We start from the raw sequence: 20,252 nt of genomic DNA on the forward strand, positions 1-20,252 counted from the left end.
GCGCCGGATGGTGCAGAGCCAGCACATCAGGGACGCAGCCGCTCGGTCGCGATCCGCGCGCCCTCGCTCATGCTGCGCAGCTTGGCCCAGACGACATCGGCGGAGACGCGGCCGCGTCCGGCCGCCGTGTCGAAGCCGCAATCGGTGCCGGCCATCAGACGGCGCGGATCGCCCAGGCTCTCGGCGATGCGTTCCAGCCGTTCGGCGACCACCTCCGGGTGCTCGACGAAGTTGGTCAGCGTGTCGATGACGCCGGCGACCAGGATCTGGTCCTCGGCCAGCGGCTGCTTGCGGAACAGCCGGTGCTCATGGGCGTGGCGCGGATTGGCGAAGGGCAGCACGAAGCCGCCGACCCTGGCGTGCAGGATGGTGGGCAGGATATCCGCGAGCGGTACGTCCGCATCATGCGGACCCTCGTAATTGCCCCAGCAGACATGCAGGCGGATGCGGTCCTTCGGCAGGCCCTCGATGGCGCGGTTGATGGCGGTGACGACGCGTTCGCAGAAGCCGATGAAGTCGGACAGCGGCCGGTCCTGGTAGGAGGCGTGGCGTTCCAGCGCCAGGTCCGGACAGTCGAGCTGCAGGACGAAGCCGGCATCGAGGATCGCCCGGTATTCCTGGCGCAGCGCCGTGGCCAGCGCCGCCAGATAGGCTTCCTCCGTGTCGTAGTGCTTGTTCTGCACCACGGCCGCGACGATGCCCGGGGAGGGCGCGGCGAGGAAGGCCTGCCGGTACTGGCCCTTGGCCGGCGCCAAAGCGCGGGCGAATTCGGCGCATTCGGCGGCCATGGCGGCATCGCCGATATAGCGCACATCGCCCACGGCGGCGGGCAGGTTCGCCGTCATGCTCGCCGTCTCCTTGCCCGCATTGGCGGCCTGGAGGTCGGCCTTGAACTCCGGATAGGCGTCGATGTCCTGCCAGCCGCCGCGCAGGCTCTCGCCGCCCAGCCCGGTCAGCCGGTCGCGCAGATACAGCACGAAGGATTCGCGGCCCTGCTCGCCATTGTTCGGAATGTCGATGCCGGCGGCGATCTGCTTCGGGACGATGGCCTCCACAGCCGCCTGGGCCGCCGCCTCCAACTCCGCCGCATCCACCGATTCGCCGCGGGCGCGGCGGGCATGCAGGCGGGTGAGGGCGCGCGGGCGCGGCAGGCTGCCGGTGTGGCTGGTCAGGATGCGGTCGGCACCTTGCGGCATGATGTTTCCCCCGGATTTGGGAAAACCTTACCTGCGCAAACCATCCGCCACCAGGGTGCAGCCTGCCACGGCCAGAAGGATGGCGAGCCCCGGCCAGACCGCGACCCAGGGTGCGCTGAACACCAGGTCCTGCGCATTGGCCAGCATATTGCCCCAGCTCGCGGCCGGCGGGGCGATGCCAAGTCCCAGGAAACTCAGCGTGCTCTCGGCCAGGATGGCGCCGGCCACCGTCAGCGCCGCGGCGATGGCGATGGGGCCGGCGATATTGGGCAGCACATGGCGCAGCAGCACCCGTGCCTCCGTCGCGCCCAGCGCGCGGGCCGCCCGCACATAGTCCCGCGCCAGGACGGAAAGCGCCGCCGCCCGCGCCAGCCGCGCCACGCCGACCCAGCCGAAGACGGAGAGGATGGCGACGATCCGGAAAATGTCGGAGGCGGCCTCGCCGCGCGGCAGGCCGATGCGCCCGGTATCCACGGCGGCCAGCACCACCAGCACCGGCAAAGCGGGCAGGGCCAGCATGCCATCGGCCAGCCGCATCAGCACCGCATCCAGCACCCCGCCGCGCCAGGCCGCCAGCAGCCCGATGCCGGTGCCAAGCAGCGTCGCCGCCAACGCCGTCGCCACCCCCACAGCGAGCGACACCCGCGCCCCTTCCAGCAGCCGCAGCAGCACATCCCGCCCGAGATCGTCGGTGCCGAGGGGGTTGGTGGCGGAGGCCGGGGCGAAGCGGTTGAACAGATCCGGCGCGAAGGGATCGAGGCCCATCCAAACGGAGACCAGCGGCGCGGCGAGGCCGCCGGCGGCCAGCAGGCCCAGCAGCAAAAGGCCGAGGCGCAGCCTCATGGATGCCGTCCCGGCACTCCCTCTCCCCCCGACGGGGGGAGAGGGTCGGGGTGAGGGGGGCTCGCCAGGATGCAAAGCGGGTTGTGCGGCAAGGGATACCAAGCCCATGGCAGGTCCCCCCTCACCCAACCCTCTCCCCCCGTTGGGAGGAGAGGGCCTCTCCTGCGTCCAGACATCCTCATGCCAGCCGTGGGTCCAGCGCGCGCTGGGCCATATCGGCGGCCAGCGTCGCCAGCATCGTCACCAGCGCCACCAGCAGCAGTGCCACCAGCGCCAGGTTGGTGTCGTTGCCCATCACCGCGTCATAGATCAGCTTGCCCATGCCGGGCCGGGCGAACAGCGTCTCGGTGATCAGCGCGCCGCCCACCAGGCTGCCGGCATCCAGGGCGGCCACCTGCAGCACCGGCACCGCCGCATTCGGCGCGGCATGGTGCAGCAGGATGCGCATCTCCCCGGCGCCACGGGCGCGGGCGGCGGTGATCCAGGGGGCGTGCAGCACATTGCTGAGTTCGGCCGCGCTGTGGCGCGCATAGGCGGCGAGGTTCGCCATGGCCAGCGTCGCCACCGGCAGAACCAGGAAGCGCAGCGCCTCCACCCCGCCCATCTCGGCGGCGCCGCCGGCCGGCAGCCAGCCCAGCGTCACGGCGAAGACGATAATCAGCAGGATGCCGAGCCAGAAGCTCGGTGCCGACTGGCCGAGGATGGCGATGGCATCGGCGAAGGGCGCGAAGCGCGGCCGCATCGCCGCCAGGGCGCCGAGTGCGAGGCCCAGCAGGGCGGAAACCGCCACCGCCGCGCCCAGCAGCACCAGGGTGGACAGCAGCGCCGGACCAATGATCTGCGCGACCGGCTGCGCGAACAGCCGCGAATAGCCGGCCTCGCCGGCCAGCAGCGACCCGGCCCAGGCGAGGTAGCGGGTCATCAACGGCTGATCGAGACCATGCAGCGCCCGCATCCGCGCCGCATCCTCCGCCGTCAGGCGGGGGTCGCCGGCCAAAGCCAGGTCGATGGGATCGCCCGGCATCAGCCCGATCAGCAGGAACATCGCCAGCGACAGCAGCGCCAGCGTCACCGCGATCTGCACCAGCCGACCGGCCAGCAGGCGGATCATGCCGCGGCCCGGTGGCAGACCGCTTCCACCCGGTTGCCGTCCGGGTCGCGCAGGAAGGCGGCGTAGTAGGCCGGGTGGTAGTTCGGCCGCAGCCCCGGCGCGCCATCGTCGCTGCCCCCCGCCGCCACCCCGGCCGCATGGAAGGCCCGCACGGAAGCGCGGTCCGGCGCCCCGAAGGCCCAGTGGCAGGCCGGGTCGGCTGGCATGGCGCCGAGGCGGATGGTCAGGTAGCCGGCCGCATCCCGCGCCCCATAGCCGATCGCCCGATCCTCCCGCCACACGCAGCCCATGCCCAGCAGCGGCATCACCGCATCGTAGAAGCGCGCGGCGCGGGGCAGGTCGGTGACGGCGATGGACACATGGTCCAGCATCAGCGCGTCACCCGCCATTCCTCGACCCAGTTGGAGGAGGGGCTGAGATGCCCGGTCGGCCGCACCCCTTCCAGCCAGGTCGGCCAGACATGCGCGTCGGAGCGGAACCACAGGGGGATCACCGGCAGTTGCTCCGCATAGATGGCCTGGAGGCGATGCCACAACACGCGGCGGCGCTCCCGGTCCAGCTCGATCGGCAGGGCCTCCAGCAGGCTGTCCATCTCCGCATTGCGGAAGCCGGTGTAGTTCTGGCCGGACCAGTTGCGCGCGGCGGTCGGGATTTCGTCGGAATGCAGCGTGGTGCGTGGCACGTTCTCCGGGCTGCTGATCCAGGCGAACAGGGCGGCGCCGGTGAAGCGGCGGCGGCTGACCGTCTCGCTGAAGAAGACGCGCGGCGGCTCGTTGCGGATGCGCGCCTCGATGCCGGCCTGGCGCCACATGCCCTGGATCACCTGCTGCACCGCCTCCCGCCCCCGATTGCCGGCGGTGGTCATCAGTTCGAGGCTCAGGCGCTCCCCGGCCGCATTGCGGCGGATGCCGTCGGGGCCGGGGGTCCAGCCGGCCTCGGTCAGCAGGGTGGCGGCGCGGGCGGGGTCGAAGGGCCATTGGCGCACGGCGTCGTCATGCATGCCGTCCAGCGGATTGACCGTTGTGTGCGCGATCGGCTGGCGGCCCTCGAACAGCCGGGCGACGATCTGGCCGCGGTCGATCGCCATCACCAGCGCCTGCCGCACCCGCAGGTCGGCGAGGATTGGATTGTCCAGCATCAGGTCGAGATGCTCGTAGACCAGGCCGGGCTTGTATTCGATGCGGAAGCGGTTGCGGGTGCGGCGTTCCAGCGCCGAGACCTGCTCCAGCGGCAGGCCCAGCTCGCCCGCCACCATGTCGAGTTGCCCGGCGAGAAGCTGGGCTTCCAGCGCCGCGGTATTCTCGATGGTGCGGATGTTGATGCGGCGGAAAGCGGGCGCCGGGCCGGACCAGTGCGGGTTCCGTTCCAGCGTGACGCCCGTGCCAGGGGTGGTGGCGGCAACTCGAAAAGGGCCGTTCCAGAGGCCGGGATTGGTGGGCTCCGTCTCATAGGCGCTGCGGGTGCGGTAGGTGCGGGGCTCGGCTTCCCAGCGGGCGCGCTCGATATGGGCGGGCAGGGGCACCCAGTCGCCGCTGGCGCCGTATTCGAAGGTGACCTGGTCGAAGCGGAGCGTGATGCGGCGGGGGGATTCGACGATCGCCTCATAGGCGCGGCGGTAGAATTCGCTGCCGCCGAAGCCGGTGGAAAAGTCGCGGCCGGCCTGCCAGGCGAACAGAAGGTCTTCCGCCGTCACCGGCGTGCCATCGCCCCAGGCCCAGCCCTCCCGCAATTCCCAGGTCACCCGGATGCCGGCCTTGCCATCCGGCGTCTGTTCCAGCGTGGCGAGGCCGTTCTCCAGGCTGGGGACGGTGACGCAGCCGAGGCAGGTCAGGTTCCAGTCGGGGTCGCGGCTGGTCAGCGGCCGGCGGATGAAGCCGCCGACATAGGACTTGGCCGCCATGGATTCGATATTGGGATGGAAGGTGGCCGGGTATTGGGTGATGCCGATGGTCAGGCTGTCGCGCGCCGGCTGGGCGAAAGCGGGGGCGGCGGCGAGGAGGAGGGAGAAAATCAGCCGGAGGGCGGCCATTTGCGGGCTCCATGCCAGACAGCGAGGATGGCGATACGGTCGGGATGGACACGGTAGATCAGGCTGAAGGGTGTGGGCGGCAGCGCCATGATGCGGAGCGTGCCGCCGTGCGTACGTCCAGCCTGTGGAAAACGGGTGAGTAACTCGGCCCTGCGGACCAACCCTGCAACAAGCGCATCGGCCGCGGCCGGATTGTCCTGCGCGATATAATCACGCGCCTCGTGCAGGTGGCGCAGGGCCACCGGCATCCAGACCAGCTTCACGAAACCGGCTTCACCGGCTGGCGTGGCGGGCTCGAATCTCCGCGGCCCAGGCGTGCATTTCCAGCATCACCTCGTCATGCGGCACGCCGAGGCCGGCTTCCATCTCCGCCTCGGCCTGGAGCAGCGCGGCCTCCAGCGCAGCCTGATCGGCGACCCGATCCCGGATGGCGGCGGCGGCGAGCGTCTCGGGCGTGGACTGGCGCGCGCTGGCAGCCGCCTGAAGCGCGGCGGCCACCTCCTCCGGCAAATCGACGCTGATCCGTACCATCGCCCTATCCCCCTTACTCCGTGCCGTCCTTCGGCTTCGCCTCGGCGAGCGAGGAAATGCCGCCATGGGCGCCGGACCAGCCCACCGGATCCTCCAGGAACTTCCGCACTTCCTTCAGCGCCGCTTCCGAGAAGTAGGGGCGTTCGCGGCAGACTTCCAGCACATCCCACCAGGTGCAGAGGTGGTGCAGGTTCAGCCCCATGGCCTTCATCTGCTCGAAGCTGCCGGGGAAGACGCCGTAGTAGAAGACCACGAAGGTGTGGTCGCAGATCGTGCCGGCTTCCCGCAGCGCATTGGCGAAGCGGATCTTCGAAGCGCCATCGGTGGTCAGGTCCTCCACCAGCAGGGTGCGCTGGCCGACCGGAACCTCGCCCTCGATCTGGGCATTGCGGCCAAAGCCCTTGGGCTTCTTCCGGACATAGGCCATGGGGGCCATCATGCGGTCGGCGATCCAGGCGCCGAAGGGAATGCCGGCGGTCTCGCCGCCCACCACCACGTCGATGGATTCGTAGCCGATGTGCCGGCCGATCTTCTCCACCGCCAGGTCGCAGATGCGGTTGCGGGCGCGAGGGAAGGAGATGATCTTGCGGCAGTCGATATAGACCGGGCTCTTCCAGCCTGATGTGAAGGTATAGGGCTCCTCCGGCCGGAAATTCACCGCCTTGATCTCCAGCAGGATCCGCGCGGTGGTCAGGGCGGCGTCGCGGTCCCAGTCGGAGGCGTGCGGGATGGCCATTGTTGCGAGTTCCTCATGCGCGGAGCGATGCGCCGTTGGTAGCCCTGCGACGCGGCGCCGTCCATGACGGTTGAACAGGTCTGGGTGCTGGCCGATCCGCGTGCCGGCACGGCGGCGCAGGCGCTGGGCATCGCGGAACGGCTGCCGGGGCCGCATCGGGTGGTGCCGCTGGAATGGGGGAAGCTGGCCCGGCTGCCCCTGCCTTTTCCCACTTTGCTGGGCCTGACCGGGCCAGCGCGTGCGGCTTTCGTGCCGCCCTGGCCGAGGCTGGTGATCTCCGCCGGGCGGCGGGCCGGGCCGGTGGCGCGCTGGCTCGGGCGGCGCGGGGCACGGGTGGTGAACTGCATGCGCGCGGCCGGGCATTTTGATCTTTCGGTCATCGGACGCCACGACGACCCGCCCGATTCGCCGGATGTGCTGCCGATTCTGGGGGCCGCGCATCGCGTGACGCCGGCGCGCCTCGATGCGGCCCGGGCGGAATGGTCCGCGCTGGCAGCGCTGCCCGGGCCGCGGGTGGCGCTGCTGCTGGGTGGGCCGGTGCGGGGGGAGGGGTTGGACCCGGCCCTCGCGGCCGCCCTTGGAGCGCAGGTCGCGGGTTTTGCCGGCAGCGTCATGGCCAGCGCCAGCCGCCGTACCGGCGGGGCGGCGACCGAAGCCCTCGCGCAGGCGCTGTCCAGCGTGCCGCACCGCCTGCACCGCTGGGGCGGAACAGGCAAAAATCCGTATCTCGGCTTCCTGGCCTGGGCGGACGTGGTGGTGGTCAGCGGCGACAGCGTCTCGATGCTGTCGGAGGCGCTGGTCGGCCCCGCGCCACTGTTCATCGCGCCGCTGGGCGGGGAGGGACGGCGGCATCTGGCGCTGCACCAAAGCCTCTATGCCGCCGGCCAGGCCCGGCCGCTGGACCAGGCGCCGGCGCCCTTCGCCCGGCCGCCTTTGGACGAGGTCGGGCGCGTTGCCGACGAAATCCTGGCGCGCGGATGGCTGTGAGGCGGAACCGGCGGCCCGCCGCCGGCGAAGCAGCCCGCATGTCCAGCACCACCCTGACCGCCTTCCCCATGCCCTGGCGCGACCGCGCCGGCCGCTTTTCCTGGCTGCGCGCCTTGGTGCTGGCCTCGGCGCTGGCGCCCGGCCTGGTGCTGCTGGCCCTGCTCGCCACCGGCCAGATGGGCGCCGAGCCCTGGAAGGCGGCGACGCGGGAAGCCGGCACCCATGCACTGCGCTTCCTGCTGGTCTCGCTGGCGGTGACGCCGCTGCGCTACCTGGCGGACTGGCCGAAGGCGCTGACGCTGCGGCGCATGCTGGGGCTGGTGGCGCTGGGCTACGCGCTGCTGCACCTGCTGCTCTATGCCGGGCACATGGCCTGGGACCTGGCCGAGATCACCAGCGAAATCCTGCGGCGCTTCTACCTGACCCTCGGCTTTTGCGTGCTGCTGGGGCTGTGTGTGCTGGGCTGGACTTCGACCGATGGCTGGCAGCGGCGGCTCGGGCGGCGCTGGAAGCGGCTGCACAAGGGGGTCTATCTGCTCGCCGCGCTCGGCATCTTCCATGCCTTTCTCCAGGCGAAGTCCCGCGCCGATTCGACGGTGGTGCTGGCCGGGGTCTTCCTGTGGCTGATGGGATGGCGGCTGCTGCCGGGCTGGGCGCGGGCGCATGGCGCGGCGCTGGCCGGCCTGGCGGTGCTGGCCGCGCTTGGCGCGGCGGGTCTGGAATGGGGCTGGTATGCGGCGACCACCAACCTGCCCGCCGGGCGCATCCTGGCCGCCAACCTGGACCCGGCCGCCGGGTGGCGGCCGGCACAGGGGGTGCTTCTGGCGGGATTGGCGGTGGCGGCGCTCACCGAGCTGCGCCGCCGTCTTCGGTGAAGACGGGCCGGGGTCACACCCCCGGCACGGTCACCTGCTGGTCGTTCTGGCCGCGCATGGCCCAGCCGGTGGTGCGGTTCTCGATGGCGACAGCAGCCACATACATCGCCACGCCCATCACCGCCGTCACGATCAGCCCGGCGAAGACCAGCGGCACGTCGAAGCGGCTGCTCGCCAAAATCATCAGATGGCCGATGCCCTTATTGGCCGCCACCGTCTCCGCGATGATGGAGCCGACGAAGGCCACCGTGATGGCGATCTTCAGCGAGGCAAAGAAATAGGGCATTGCCCGCGGCAGCCCGACCTTGCGGATGATGTCGGAAGGCCGCGCGCCCAGCGCCCGCAGCACGTCCCGAAGCTCCGGCTCCACGGTCGCGATGCCGGTCGCCACGTTCACCACGATCGGGAAAAAACTGATCATGAAGGCGGTGATGACGGCCGGCACGGTGCCGATGCCGAACCAGATCACCAGGATCGGCACCACGGCCACCTTCGGCACGGAGTTGAAGCCGATCAGCAGCGGATAAAGCCCGTGATACAGCAGCGAGGAACTGCCGATCGCGACCCCCAGCAGCAGCCCGAAGATGACCGCCAGGAAGAAGCCGATCAGCGTGGTCATCAGCGTCTGCCAGCTGTTGTCCAGCAGCGGCACCCACCACTTCACCATGCTCTCGGCGATGGCGGACGGCGCCGGCAGCACGAATTGCTGCACGTTGAAGGCGCGGACCCCGATTTCCCAGATCACGAACATGCCGATGATGACCAGCCAGGGCAGCCAGGCCTGAAGCCGGCGGCGGCGGCGCTGCGCCACGGCCAGCGCCATCAGCCGCCGCATGGCCTCCGGCGACATGGTGGCGTCGCCCACGGGGTGCAGGGTGCTCTCAGTGGCCATGGACGACCTCCTCGCCCTTGCGGGCGGCGCTGATATGTTCGCGCAGATCATGCACCATGGAGACGAATTCGGGCTTGAAGGTCGTCTCCAGCGTGCGCGGCCGCGGCAGGTCCACCACGCGTTCCGCGATGATCCGCCCGGGGCGGGACGACATGACCAGAACGCGATCTGCCAGATAGGCGGCTTCGCGCAGGTCATGCGTCACCAGGATCACGGTCGGCTTCCGCGCCATCCACACATCCTGAAGCACCGCCCAGAGATCCTCCCGCGTGAAGATGTCCAGCGCGGCGAAGGGCTCGTCCAGCATCAGCAAAGCAGGTTCATGGATCAGCGCGCGGCACAGGCTGGCGCGCTGCTGCATGCCGCCCGAAAGCTCATGCGGGAATTTCTTGTCGAAGCCGCCGAGGCCGACCAGCCTCAGCAGGTCCTGCGCCTTCGCCTCATACATCGCGCGCTGGGCGCGCAGCTGGCGGCGATGCGGCTCCACCACTTCCAGCGGCAGCATCACGTTGTCGATGATGTTGCGCCAGGGCAGCAGGGTCGGATTCTGGAAGGCCATGCCGGCGATGGACAGCGGCCCGTCCACTTCCTGCCCCGCGACCAGCAGCGTGCCGGCGGTGGCGGGCCAGAGGCCGGTGACCAGCTTCATCAGGGTCGACTTGCCGCAGCCCGAGGGGCCGACCACGGCGATGAACTCGCCCTTGCCGACCGACAGCGTGGCGTTCTGCAAGGCCAGCGTGCCCTCCACGCCGCCATAGCGCATGGCCACATTGTTGATCTCGACGAAAGGTCGCTCCATCCGATTTCCCCGGCCCTTCCCGTTGGCGTGACGACGCGCGCGCGGTCCTGTGTGCGACAGGCGACGGGGCTGGCGCAAGACGCGCTGCGGCGCACAAGGCGCCGTTGAGGCAGGAATGGGCGATTTTCTGGCGCGCGATCGGGCAGACCGCCCGCTTTGGCGTCACCGATACCGCATCACCGGCCCAGCATCACCGCCTGGCAGGCGAGCGGCAGGCGGGGCGGCGGGCCGGGGCGGGCGGGGCGGCGGGGCGGGCTGCGCGCCTCCTCGCTGAACCACCAGTCCAGCGAGGCGTCGCAGCCATCGCCGGGCGGCGGCGGGCCGATGTCGCGGCATTCCGGGCTGCCGGGCGGGCAGCGCAGGCGGATGTGCATATGGCTGTCATGGCCGCGCCAGGGCCGCACGCGCCGCAGCCAGGGCGCGCCGGCATGGTCGGCGCAGAGCCGTCGCTTGATGGCGGGGTTCACCAGCAGCCGGTCCAGCCCCGGCGCCTCCGCCGCGATGCGGATCAGCGTGGCATGGCGCGCGGTCCAGCGGCCGGGGTCCACATCCTGCCCATCGGCGCGGACCAGGGAGGGGATGGTCAGATCCTCCCGCATCGCCGCGGGCACGCGGGGTTTCGGCCGCAGGTCGAGCCAGATGTCCACATCCAGCCCGCTCTGGTGGCTCGCATGGCCCCAGGGCATCGGCCCGCCGCGCGGCTGCGCCAAGTCGCCGATCCAAAGGTCGGGCAGCCCCGCCGCCTGCGCCCGCCCGGCGACATGGGCCACGAGTTGCAGCGTGGCGGGATGCCCCCAGTGCCGGTTGCGGGAGGTGCGGACGGCCTGCCAGCCCGGCCCCTCCGGCGCCAGCGCCTGGGCGCCGGCGAGGCAGCCCAGGTTGGTCGTGCCGATGGACCGCGCCGGCCCGGCATTCGGCCGCGCCAGGGCCGCCCAATCCGCCGCGCGGGCAGGTGGCCCCTGTTGCGCCAGGGCGGCGGGGGCCAGCGCCAGCAGGAACACGGCGAGGGGCAAGGCGAGGGTGCGGTTCATGTGCGGATGATGCTGCCACCCGCCGGCGGCCTCAAGCCGGGGCAACACAACCCAGGCTGGTTCCAGACGGTCACATCGCGGTCAAGTTGCGGCACCGGGCCGCTAATTGCGCCATATTCCAATGCGACAAGGGCGCGTCACGAGGATGCCTGGGGCGCGGTGGACCGGGTGGCGGCGAGGGATGGAGCTAGGGATTTGGGCCGTTATCTGGTGACCGGCGGGGCCGGCTATGTGGGCAGCCATATCGTTCTCGCGCTGCGTGACCGTGGCGATGAGGTCGTCGTGCTGGACGACCTCTCCAAGGGCCATGCCGCCGCGGTGCCGGAAGGGGTGCGGCTGGTGGCGGGCCGCTGCGAGGATCGTCGCGCCTTGGCCGAGGCCTTCGGCAGCGGACGCTTCGACGCGGTGCTGCATTTCGCCGCCCTCTCCCTGGTCGGCGACAGCATGCGCGACCCGCTGCGCTACATGTCGGAGAATCTGGCCACCCTCTCCGCCGTGGCGCAGGCTGCCGTGCAGCACGACTGCCTACGGCTGGTCATGTCCTCCACCGCCGCGCTGTTCGGCTTTCCCGAGCGGATTCCGATCGACGAGGACCAGCGCCTCGGCCCGGTCTCGCCCTATGGCGAGAGCAAGCTGATGTGTGAGCGGGCGCTGGAATGGGCCGAGAAGATCCACGGGCTGCGCTTCGCCTCCCTGCGCTACTTCAACGCCGCCGGCGCCGACCCGGAAGGCCGGGCTGGGGAGGATCACGATCCGGAGACGCATCTGGTGCCGCTGGCCATCGACGCGGCGCTGGGCCTCCGGCCGCCGCTGATGGTCTTCGGCACGGACTACCCGACGCCGGATGGCACCGGCGTGCGGGATTATGTGCATGTGACGGATCTGGCCGATGCGCATCTGCGCGTGCTGCCGCTGCTGGAGACGCGGTCGGTTCGCTACAACCTGGGCAATGGCACCGGCTATTCGGTGCGCGAGGTGATCGACACGGTGGCGCGCGTCAGCGGCCGCGCCGTGCCGCACGCGCTGGGTCCGCGGCGGGAGGGGGACCCGGCGGTGCTGGTCGCCTCCTCCGCCCGCCTGCGGGCCGAGACCGGCTGGTCGCCGCGCTTCCCGAAGCTGGAGGATATCGTGCGCACGGCCTGGGACTGGCGCCTGGCCCATCCCCAGGGCTATGCGAAGGACCGCAAGGCGGCCTGAGGGGCCGCCCCCAAGGTCGGCCCCCCGACTTCAGCTCCCCCGACGTCAGCCGTTGAAGCGGAAGGCGCCGGCCACCTGGTCCGGCGCGGCCTCGGCCTGCTGCTGCTGGGCCTGCTGCGTCTGCATCGTCTCCCGCGCCTTGGCCTCGATCTGCCGGGTCACCTCCATCAGCACCTTGGCCAGGTTCGGCAGTTGCAGCACCGGCAGGACCAGCAGGGCGGAGGGTTCCGGCTTGTTGTCCTTGGAACTGGCGGCGGTCTGCGCGCCGAGGGTGATGCGCGCCACGCCGCTGGCGACATGCACGTCGATGATGCCATCGGCGAAGACGGTGGGAAGGGTGGTCATCGGCTGGTTCCTTACTGTTCGCGGAAAGCGCGGTGGAAGCTGTCGATCAGCGGCTGGAGCATGTAGCGGGCGAAGGTGCGTTCCCCGGTCTGGATCTGCGCCTCCACCGCCATGCCGGCCCGCAAGGTCATGCCTTCCAGCGCCGTGAGCTGATCCTCGTCGAGCTGGATCTGCACGCGGTAATAGCTGAGGCCACGCCGCTCATCCTCCGTGACGTCGGAGGCGACGAAGGTGACGTGGCCGTGCAGATAGGGCACGACGCGCTGCTTGAAGGCGGGCAGGCGGATTTCGGCCTGCAGACCCTGATGCACCACGTCGATGTCGTTGGGCTGCACATGCACTTCCGCGATGATGCGGTCCCGCGCCGGCACCAGGTCCATCACCGCATCACCCGGCCGCACCACGGCACCCAGGGTGAAGACGCGCAGGTTCAGCACGATGCCGGCCTCCGGCGCCGTGATCTCGAGCCGGGTGGAGACATTCTCCGCCGCGCGCAGCCGTTCCTGCACCTCCGCAAGCCGCACCCGGACCTCCCGCAATTCGGTCGAGGCCTCCTGCGTCCGCGTATTGCCGATGCGCTCCATCTCCCGCCCGGCCTCCTCGATCTGGGCGCGGGAGCGGAGGATCTGGTTGGTGATGTCGGTGATATTGCCCTCGGTGGAGGCCACCTGGCGCTGCAGCGCCAGCAATTGCGGCAGTCGGGCGAGGCCCTGGCGCAGCAGTTCCGCCGTATTGCGCTCCTCCGCCCGCAGCAGCACCAGCATGCGGCGCTGGGCGTTCATCTGGCCCTCGGCGGCAGCGATGGTGGCGTTGTGCTGGTCGATCCGCGAGCGCAGCACCTGCATCTGGCTCTCCAGCGCCGTGCGCCGCGCCGCGAACAGGGCGATCTGGCCGGAGACGACCTCCGCCGCGCGGGGCTCGGCCGAGGCGCGCAGGTCGGGCGGGAAGGCGATGTCGCTGCGATCCTCCAGCTCCGCCGTCAGCCGCGCATCCTGCGCCAGCAGTGCCCAGCGCTGGCTGCGCAGCGTCTCGGTCTGCTGCTCCGCCTGGGGCTGGTCGAGGCGCAGCAGCACCTGGCCTGCGGTGACGGCATCGCCGTCGCGCACCAGGATGTCGCGCACGATGCCGCCCTCGAAATGCTGGATGGTGCGGCGCGTGCCTTCCACCTTCAACTGACCCGGCGCGATCGCGGCCTCGGCCAGCGGCACGGTGCTGGCCCAGAGGCCGAGGCCGACCACGAAGATGGCGAGGATGGCATAGCCGATCAGCATCGGCGCGCGGGTGCGCGGCTGCGGGGCATCCAGGATCAGCGCCGCCTCGGCGGGCTGCCACAAAGCGGGCGGCGCGGCGGCGGGGCGGGGGACGATGCTGCCGATCGGCTGGGACACGACCTCGCTCATCGCACACCCTCCACGCGGCCCTGCGGCGCCTCGGCCGGCCGGCCGATCTGCGACAGGCGCTTCAGCACCTCGTTGCGCGGGCCGAAGGCTTCCACCGCGCCATCGCGCAGCAGCAGCACCTTGTCCACGCCCTGCACCAGGGTCGGGCGGTGGGACACCAGGATCACCGTGGTGCCCTGCTTCTTCAAGGCCTCCAGCCCCTGGATCAGGGCCTGCTCGGCATCGCCGTCCAGGTTGGAATTGGGCTCGTCCAGCACGACGAAGCGCGGCCCGCCATACATGGCGCGCGCCAGGCCGATCAGCTGGCGCTGGCCGCCGGACAGGTGCTGGCCGCCATCGCCGATCTCGGTGTCGTAGCCCTGCGACAGGCGGAGGATCATCTCATGGCAGCCGGCAAGCCGCGCGGCCTCGAACACGCCTTCCGGCGCTTCGTCGCGCATGCGGCTGATGTTCTTCATCACCGTGCCGTCGAACAGTTCCACATCCTGCGGCAGGTAGCCGACATGGCGGCCGAAATCCTCCCGCTGCCAGGTGAAGACATCGGCGCCATCGAGGCGGACGGTGCCGGCGGCGGGCTGGAGGGTGCCGATCAGCAGGCGGATCAGCGTGGTCTTGCCGGCGGCGGAGGGGCCGATGATCGCCATGCTCTCCCCGGCCGCGAGCTGGAAGCTGATGCCCTTGATGATGGCGACCGATTGCCCTGGAAAGCCGAAGGTCACCCGTTCCGCGGCGACGCGGCCGGTGGGGGCGGGCAGGGCCATGCCCGGCGGGCGGATGCGCGGCAGGGCCAGGAAGCCGAGCAGGCGGCGATAGGACTGCCGGGCCTGCACCAGCTGCTTCCAGCCGCCGATCATCTGCTCCACCGGCGCCAAAGCGCGGCCCATGATGATGGAGGCGGCGATGGAGGCACCCGCCGTCATCTGCTGTTCCAGCACCAGAAAGGCGCCGGCGCCCAGCACGCCGACCTGCACCGCGAGGCGGGAGAAGCGGGTGATGGAGAGCAGGATGGCCGCGCGATCCGCCGCGCGTTCCTGCGGCGGGATGCTGGCCGAGAAACCCTCCCGCCACCTTTGCAGCACGGCGGGGGCCATGCCCATGCTGTCGATCACCTCCGCATTGCGGACCATGCTCTCGGCGCGGCGCTGGCTGGTGATGCTGGCGGTGCTGGCCTGGCGCACCAGGGCGCCGGTGGCCCATTCATTGGCCAGCGTCAGCAGGAACAGCAGCAGCGCGCCGGCCAGGGCGATCCAGCCCAGCGTCGGATGCAGCGCGAAGATCACCGCGAGGTAGATCGGCACCCAGGGCACGTCGAACAGGGTGAGCGAGGCCGGGGAGCCCAGCCAGGCACGGCAGGCAGAGAGGTCGCGCAGCGCCTCCATCCGATAGGGGCGGCCGCGGAGCTGGCTTTCGATGGCGCGCAGGAAGGCCTCCGGCGCCACCTTGCCCTCCACCCAGCTCGCCAGCCGCTGCATCACCTGGGCGCGCAGCCCGTCCAGCACCGCCATGACCAGCAGCGCGAAGATGGCGATGGCGGTGAGGTAGTACAGCGTGTCGAGGCTGCGGCTGCCGAGGACGCGGTCGAAGACCTGCATCATGTACAGCGAGACGGTGAGCTGGAGCAGGTTCACCACGCCGCTGAACATGGCGACGCCGAGCAGTTGCTGGCGGCAGGCGGCCACCGCCTGGGACAGCACCGTCTCGGGCGCGGAGACCGATCCGCCGGGCATCAGCGGCATGGGGGGGCGCATGGTCAGAGCCCCCAGGCAGCCAGAAGGCCCTGCTGCCGGAGCACCGCCACCACGCCGGCGACCAGGCCCAGGGCGATCAGGTTGCCGAGGATGAGGCGGGGCAGGCCGGGGCCGCGCAGCCGCAGGATCTGCTCCCGCGCCGCCTCCAGCCGGATTGTCTCCACCTGGTTGTGCAGCCGGCGGAAGGCCAGCGCCTCCAGTTCGGCCTCGGCCCGGGCCTGAAGTGCCGCGCGATCCATCGGCGGTCCGGCTTCCACCGCCAGGGCGAAGGCCAGCAGGTCTCGCAGCCGGTCATCCGGGCGGCCGGACAGGAAATCCTCCAGGCAGGGGGCGCCTTCGGGGACCAGGACAGGTCGCGCCGGCATGGCTGGGCGGCCCGGCGCGGCATTTGCCGGAAAGGGCGCCCTGAGATGGTCTGCAGACATGTTTTTGTCCGTGCGGCTCGCCGGCGGGAAAGGGAATGGACTGGCAACCGGCCGCTTCTACAGCAAGAGACGCCCGGATGACATTGTTCCACATGTCCGTTCTGTTGCAGTCTAGTGCGATGTTATGAAGCAGAGATGAATCGGGACAGGTCCCGATCAGCCTCAGGTGACCTCGCCCGCCGCCTTGACGCCGGCGGGGGGCGGGAAGTCCGGCGCGGGAATGGCGAGATAGGCCATCCGCTTCGCCTCCATCCGGCCGCGCGTCACCGTATCCAGGATCAGGCCGCAGGCGAGCGACAGGAAGGCCAGCACCACCAGCCCCATCGACAGCACGGCGGTGGGCAGGCGGGGCACCAGGCCGGTGGCGATGAAGGTGTGCAGCACCGGGATCGCCAGCCCCACCCCGAGCCCCGCCAGCAGCAGCGCCACCAAAGCGAAGAAGGGCAGCGGCCGTTCGCGGCGCACCAGCAGCAGGATGGCGCCCAGGATGCGGAAGCCGTCGCGCCAGGTGTTGAGCTTGGATTCACTGCCGGCGGGGCGGGCGCGATAGGCGGTGGGCATCTCGCCCACCGGCATGCGCAGCTCCAGCGCATGGACGGTGAATTCCGTCTCGGTCTCGAAGCCCTCGGCCAAAGCGGGGAAGGATTTGGCGAAGCGACGGGAGAACACCCGGTAGCCGGAGAGCATGTCGCTGATCCGGTTGCCGAAGATCAGCCGGACCATCCCGGTCAGCACGATGTTGCCCAACACATGGCCGGGGCGGTAGGCGGCCTCGGCTTCCGTGACGCGGGTGCCGGTCACCATGTCCAGCTTCTCCACCATGGCGAGGCGCAGCATTTCCGGCGCCGCGGCGGCGTCGTAGGTGTCGTCGCCATCGACCAGCACGTAGAAGTCGGCCTCGATGTCGGCGAGCATCCGGCGCACCACATGGCCCTTGCCCTGCTGCACCTCTCGCCGCACCAGGGCGCCGGCGGCGCGCGCCGCCTCCGCGGTGCCGTCCTGGCTGTTGTTGTCATAGACATGGATGGTGGCGCCTGGCAGGGCGGCACGGAAGCCGGCGACCACGCGCGGGATCGCCACGGCCTCGTTGTAGCAGGGGATCAGCACGGCGATGCGTGGCGTCATGTGGTGGCGGCCTTGAAGACGAATCGCCGGGACAGCCAGAAATTGCCGACCATGCCGGCAAGCGCCCCGGCGGCCACGCCCAGCACCGGATGGGCGGCGACCAGCGGCACGAAGGCGATGAGCGCGGCATAGGTGCCATAGTTGCAGGCGAAGCCGATCAGGTTGACCAGCAGGAACAGCGCCCATTGCCGTGCCGCCGGCGCCTGGCCCGAATCCCGGAAGGTCCAGGCCCGGTTCAGCGCCCAGGTGGTGCTCGCCGCCGCGACATAGGAGACGGCGCGGCCGGAATAGAGGCCGAGTCCCAGCGCCAGCCCGGCATAGAGCACGGCGGTATCGACCAGGAACCCCACCGTCCCGACCACGCCGAAGCGCAGGAACTGCAGCAGCCCATCGCGGCGTTCCGGACCCAGGCGCGCGATCAGGGTTTCGGCGGCAGTGCGTGCGGGCATGATGTGTCCATGGGCGTCAGGTGGGGTGAACTCGCGCATCGTCAAACCACTGCGGCGTGACCAAAAGGCGGCAGCTTGCCGGCAGCCGGATGGGCTGCGAGCCTCGGCACGGGATCGAGCGAGGTGGCGAATGCGGATCGGCGTCGTGGGATTGGGGCAGATGGGCCTGGCCATGGCCGGGCGGCTGGTGGACCAAGGGGCGGAGGTGCTGGGCTTCGACCTGGATGCCGGCCGCCGCGCCGCGGCGCAAGCCCGGGGGGTGACGCTGGCCGAGGCGGTGGAAGGCACGGCCGCGCCGGTCGTGCTGCTCTCCCTGCCGCAGGACCGGGCGGTGGAGTCGGTGCTGCTGGGGCTGCTGCCGGCGCTGCCGAAGGGCGCCGTCATCGCCGATACCTCGACGCTCGACCCCCAGGCGGCGCGGCGTTTCGCGGGTGCCGCGGCGGATTGGGGGGTGGATTACCTGGATGCGCCGGTCTCCGGCGGGCCGGCCGGCGCGGCGGCGGGGACGCTGGCGATGATGCTGGGCGGCGAGGCAGCGGCGATCGAACGCGCCCGGCCGGCCTTGGCGCTGGTGGCGGCGAAGCTGGTGCATGTCGGCGCGGCGGGGGCCGGGCAGGTGGCCAAGCTGGTGAACAACCTGATGGTGGCGACGCATCTGGCTGTGGCAGGGGAGGCGCTGCGCCTGGGCGCGCTGGCCGGGGTGGCGCCGGAGGCCTTGCTGCCGGTGGTCAATGCGGCCTCCGGCCGCTCCGCCGCGACGGAGGTGAATTTTCCGCGCTGGATCCTCTCGGGTGGTTTCGATTCGGGGTTCTCGGCCGGGCTGATGCGGAAGGACGTGCGGCTGGCCCAGGCGCTGGCCGTGGATGTCGGTGCTCAGCTTCCGCTGTGCGAGGCGGCGGTGGCACGGTGGGAGGCCAGCGCGGTCGACGACGCCGCGGACTTCAACCACGTCCCGGCCGCCATCCTGGGAGGCTCGTGAACATGTTCGACGCGAAGGCGGTGCTGGCGGAAGACGTGGTGCGGCTGCTCGGCGGGCGGATTGGCAGCGTGGTCCAAGGCGAGGTGCTGGAGGGGCAGGGGGCGGCGATCGCCCTGCAGGATCCGGCCACCGGCCAGGTGATGGCCAGCTACGCCGATGCCGGCGCCGAAGTGGCGCGCCAGGCGGCGGCAGGCGCGGCCCGGGCGCAGCGGGAATGGATGGCGCTGAGCGCCGCCGAACGCGGCCGGCGCATCTGGGCGCTGGGGGCGCTGGTCCGGCAGAATGCGGAGGCCTTGGCGCGGCTGGAATGCGCCAATGCCGGCAAGCCGCTGCGCGACTGCCGCGCGCAGGTTTCCCGCGTTGCCGAGATGGCGGAATACTGGGCGGGCTGGTGCGACAAGATCGAGGGGCGGACGGTGCCCGTGCCCTCCGGCCACACGGTGCTCATCCGGCGGGAACCGATGGGGGTGGTGCTGGCCATCACGCCCTGGAACGCGCCGCTTTTCACCTGCGGCTGGAACGTGCTGCCGGCCATCGCGGCAGGCAACGCCGTGGTGCTGAAGCCATCGGAATACACGCCGCTGACGTCCCTGGCCTTCGGGCTGCTGGCGGTGCAGGCCGGGCTGCCGCGTGGCCTGGTGCAGGTGGTGGCCGGCCTCGGCGCCACGAGCGGGGAGGCGCTGCTGGCGGCGCCGGAGGTCGCGATGGTGACCTTCGTCGGTGGCGCGGCGAGTGCCAGCCGCATCGCCGGCGCCTGCGCTGCGCGGATGATCCCCTGCGTGCTGGAGCTTGGCGGGAAATCCGCCAATATCGTCTTTGCCGATGCCGACCTGCCGGCCGCCGTGCAGGGCGCCCAGCAGGCCATCTTTGCGAGCTCTGGCCAGAGCTGCGTCGCCGGGTCGCGCCTGCTGGTGCAGCGTTCCGTGCATGACCGTTTCGTGGAGATGCTGGCCGAGGCCTCCGCCAGGATCCGGCTGGGCGATCCGCTGGATGCGGCGACGGAGGCCGGGCCGTTGGCCACCGCGCGGCAATACGCCCATGTGAAGGAACTGGTGGCGGCCGGCGTGGCGGAGGGTGCGACCCTGCTGGCCGCGTCCCGTGCCGAAAGCCTGCCGCGCGACGGCTTCTGGGTGATGCCCAGCATCCTCGCCGGCCTGTCGAACCAGGCGCGCGCTGCCCAGACGGAAATCTTCGGCCCCGTCGTCGCCGCGATTCCCTTCGAGGAGGAGGCAGAGGCCGTGGCGATGGCCAATGCCACCCCCTACGGCCTGGCCGGCGCGGTCTGGACCCGCGATCTCGGGCGCGCGCATCGTGTCGCCGCCGGGGTGCGGGCGGGCAGCTTCTGGGTGAATGGCTATGGCACCATCCATGTCTCGGTGCCCTTTGGCGGCTTCGGGGCCAGCGGGCATGGCAGGTCCTCCGGCGTGGAGGCGCTGGCCGCCTATACCCAGTCCAAGGCCGTCTGGATCGAGACCGCGGAGACGCCCGCGCTCGGCTTCGGCCATCGCCCCGCCTGATTGTTGCGGTGCTTGCATCGGGACGGGGAAGACTGTT

22 protein-coding genes are annotated in these 20,252 nt (G+C 70.9%); 5 read left to right on the forward strand and 17 right to left on the reverse strand.

Annotated elements, in window-relative coordinates; genetic code table 11:
• Positions 1-26: 26 nt before the first annotated feature.
• From JJQ90_RS23450 to JJQ90_RS23485, 8 genes are all read right to left on the reverse strand, one after another.
• Positions 27-1,196 carry a cobalamin-independent methionine synthase II family protein gene (locus JJQ90_RS23450; RefSeq protein ID WP_216878714.1) on the reverse strand — a complete coding sequence of 390 codons (1,170 nt, stop codon included), beginning with the start codon at positions 1,194-1,196 and terminating at the stop codon, positions 27-29.
• Positions 1,197-1,223: 27 nt separating this feature from the next.
• Positions 1,224-2,039: an ABC transporter permease gene (locus JJQ90_RS23455; RefSeq protein WP_216878715.1), complete on the reverse strand. Its 816-nt coding sequence runs from the start codon at positions 2,037-2,039 to the stop codon at positions 1,224-1,226.
• Positions 2,040-2,217: 178 nt separating this feature from the next.
• Entirely contained in the window at positions 2,218-3,150 is a 933-nt protein-coding gene (locus JJQ90_RS23460; RefSeq protein WP_216878716.1) for an ABC transporter permease, read from the reverse strand.
• Positions 3,147-3,539, reverse strand: coding sequence for a VOC family protein (locus tag JJQ90_RS23465; RefSeq protein WP_230410930.1), 393 nt, complete (start codon positions 3,537-3,539; stop codon positions 3,147-3,149). Before JJQ90_RS23465 ends, JJQ90_RS23460 begins: the two co-directional genes overlap by 4 nt.
• The gene (locus tag JJQ90_RS23470; RefSeq protein WP_216878717.1) at positions 3,521-5,179 is read right to left on the reverse strand and encodes a peptide ABC transporter substrate-binding protein; all 1,659 of its coding nucleotides are present in this window, start codon (positions 5,177-5,179) and stop codon (positions 3,521-3,523) included. The genes JJQ90_RS23465 and JJQ90_RS23470 overlap by 19 nt, the downstream gene beginning before the upstream one ends.
• The gene (locus JJQ90_RS23475; RefSeq protein ID WP_216878718.1) at positions 5,161-5,442 is read right to left on the reverse strand and encodes a type II toxin-antitoxin system RelE/ParE family toxin; all 282 of its coding nucleotides are present in this window, start codon (positions 5,440-5,442) and stop codon (positions 5,161-5,163) included. Before JJQ90_RS23475 ends, JJQ90_RS23470 begins: the two co-directional genes overlap by 19 nt.
• A gap of 10 nt (positions 5,443-5,452) precedes the next feature.
• Positions 5,453-5,710, reverse strand: a complete 258-nt coding sequence (locus JJQ90_RS23480) for a hypothetical protein (RefSeq protein WP_216878719.1) — start codon at positions 5,708-5,710, stop codon at positions 5,453-5,455.
• A gap of 13 nt (positions 5,711-5,723) precedes the next feature.
• Complete coding sequence (locus tag JJQ90_RS23485) at positions 5,724-6,446, reverse strand: orotate phosphoribosyltransferase (RefSeq protein ID WP_216878720.1); 723 nt, start codon at positions 6,444-6,446, stop codon at positions 5,724-5,726.
• 63 nt (positions 6,447-6,509) lie between these two features.
• On the opposite strand from JJQ90_RS23485, the gene JJQ90_RS23490 reads away from it, so the two are divergent.
• Positions 6,510-7,433 (forward strand): mitochondrial fission ELM1 family protein, encoded by a 924-nt coding sequence (locus tag JJQ90_RS23490; RefSeq protein WP_216878721.1) that lies wholly within the window; start codon positions 6,510-6,512, stop codon positions 7,431-7,433.
• A 38-nt stretch (positions 7,434-7,471) separates the two neighbouring features.
• Positions 7,472-8,308 carry a protein-methionine-sulfoxide reductase heme-binding subunit MsrQ gene (locus JJQ90_RS27655; protein WP_216878722.1) on the forward strand — a complete coding sequence of 279 codons (837 nt, stop codon included), beginning with the start codon at positions 7,472-7,474 and terminating at the stop codon, positions 8,306-8,308.
• Between the two features lie 13 nt (positions 8,309-8,321).
• Here the strand turns inward: JJQ90_RS27655 and JJQ90_RS23500 are convergent, their stop codons facing one another.
• The 3 genes from JJQ90_RS23500 to mepA all read right to left on the reverse strand — a co-directional run bounded on the left by JJQ90_RS23500 (position 8,322) and on the right by mepA (position 11,030).
• Positions 8,322-9,200 carry an ABC transporter permease gene (locus tag JJQ90_RS23500; protein ID WP_230410931.1) on the reverse strand — a complete coding sequence of 293 codons (879 nt, stop codon included), beginning with the start codon at positions 9,198-9,200 and terminating at the stop codon, positions 8,322-8,324.
• The gene (locus JJQ90_RS23505; RefSeq protein ID WP_216878723.1) at positions 9,190-9,999 is read right to left on the reverse strand and encodes an ABC transporter ATP-binding protein; all 810 of its coding nucleotides are present in this window, start codon (positions 9,997-9,999) and stop codon (positions 9,190-9,192) included. Before JJQ90_RS23505 ends, JJQ90_RS23500 begins: the two co-directional genes overlap by 11 nt.
• Before the next feature lie 176 nt (positions 10,000-10,175).
• On the reverse strand, positions 10,176-11,030 hold the full coding sequence (gene mepA, locus JJQ90_RS23510) for a penicillin-insensitive murein endopeptidase (RefSeq protein WP_216878724.1): 855 nt from the start codon (positions 11,028-11,030) through the stop codon (positions 10,176-10,178).
• A 195-nt stretch (positions 11,031-11,225) separates the two neighbouring features.
• Between mepA and galE the strand changes: the two genes are divergently transcribed.
• Entirely contained in the window at positions 11,226-12,227 is a 1,002-nt protein-coding gene (gene galE / locus JJQ90_RS23515; protein WP_230410932.1) for a UDP-glucose 4-epimerase GalE, read from the forward strand.
• Positions 12,228-12,272: 45 nt separating this feature from the next.
• Here the strand turns inward: galE and JJQ90_RS23520 are convergent, their stop codons facing one another.
• The 6 genes from JJQ90_RS23520 to JJQ90_RS23545 form a co-directional block, all read right to left on the reverse strand.
• A complete protein-coding gene (locus tag JJQ90_RS23520; protein WP_216878725.1) occupies positions 12,273-12,572 on the reverse strand; it encodes a hypothetical protein in 300 nt (99 codons plus the stop codon).
• Positions 12,573-12,583: 11 nt separating this feature from the next.
• A complete protein-coding gene (locus tag JJQ90_RS23525; RefSeq protein WP_216878726.1) occupies positions 12,584-13,972 on the reverse strand; it encodes an HlyD family type I secretion periplasmic adaptor subunit in 1,389 nt (462 codons plus the stop codon).
• Positions 13,969-15,720, reverse strand: coding sequence for a type I secretion system permease/ATPase (locus JJQ90_RS23530; protein ID WP_230410933.1), 1,752 nt, complete (start codon positions 15,718-15,720; stop codon positions 13,969-13,971). Before JJQ90_RS23530 ends, JJQ90_RS23525 begins: the two co-directional genes overlap by 4 nt.
• Before the next feature lie 2 nt (positions 15,721-15,722).
• On the reverse strand, positions 15,723-16,085 hold the full coding sequence (locus tag JJQ90_RS23535) for a hypothetical protein (protein WP_216878727.1): 363 nt from the start codon (positions 16,083-16,085) through the stop codon (positions 15,723-15,725).
• 222 nt (positions 16,086-16,307) lie between these two features.
• Positions 16,308-17,270: a glycosyltransferase family 2 protein gene (locus JJQ90_RS23540; RefSeq protein WP_216878728.1), complete on the reverse strand. Its 963-nt coding sequence runs from the start codon at positions 17,268-17,270 to the stop codon at positions 16,308-16,310.
• Positions 17,267-17,719 (reverse strand): GtrA family protein, encoded by a 453-nt coding sequence (locus JJQ90_RS23545; protein WP_216878729.1) that lies wholly within the window; start codon positions 17,717-17,719, stop codon positions 17,267-17,269. Before JJQ90_RS23545 ends, JJQ90_RS23540 begins: the two co-directional genes overlap by 4 nt.
• A 130-nt stretch (positions 17,720-17,849) precedes the next feature.
• Between JJQ90_RS23545 and JJQ90_RS23550 the strand changes: the two genes are divergently transcribed.
• Positions 17,850-18,698 (forward strand): NAD(P)-dependent oxidoreductase, encoded by an 849-nt coding sequence (locus JJQ90_RS23550; protein WP_216878730.1) that lies wholly within the window; start codon positions 17,850-17,852, stop codon positions 18,696-18,698.
• 2 nt (positions 18,699-18,700) lie between these two features.
• Positions 18,701-20,215 carry an aldehyde dehydrogenase family protein gene (locus tag JJQ90_RS23555; protein WP_216878731.1) on the forward strand — a complete coding sequence of 505 codons (1,515 nt, stop codon included), beginning with the start codon at positions 18,701-18,703 and terminating at the stop codon, positions 20,213-20,215.
• The last annotated feature ends 37 nt before the right edge of the window (positions 20,216-20,252 follow it).

The organism is Falsiroseomonas oleicola (genome assembly GCF_019029495.1).
Taxonomy (GTDB): Bacteria; Pseudomonadota; Alphaproteobacteria; order Acetobacterales; family Acetobacteraceae; genus Falsiroseomonas; species Falsiroseomonas oleicola.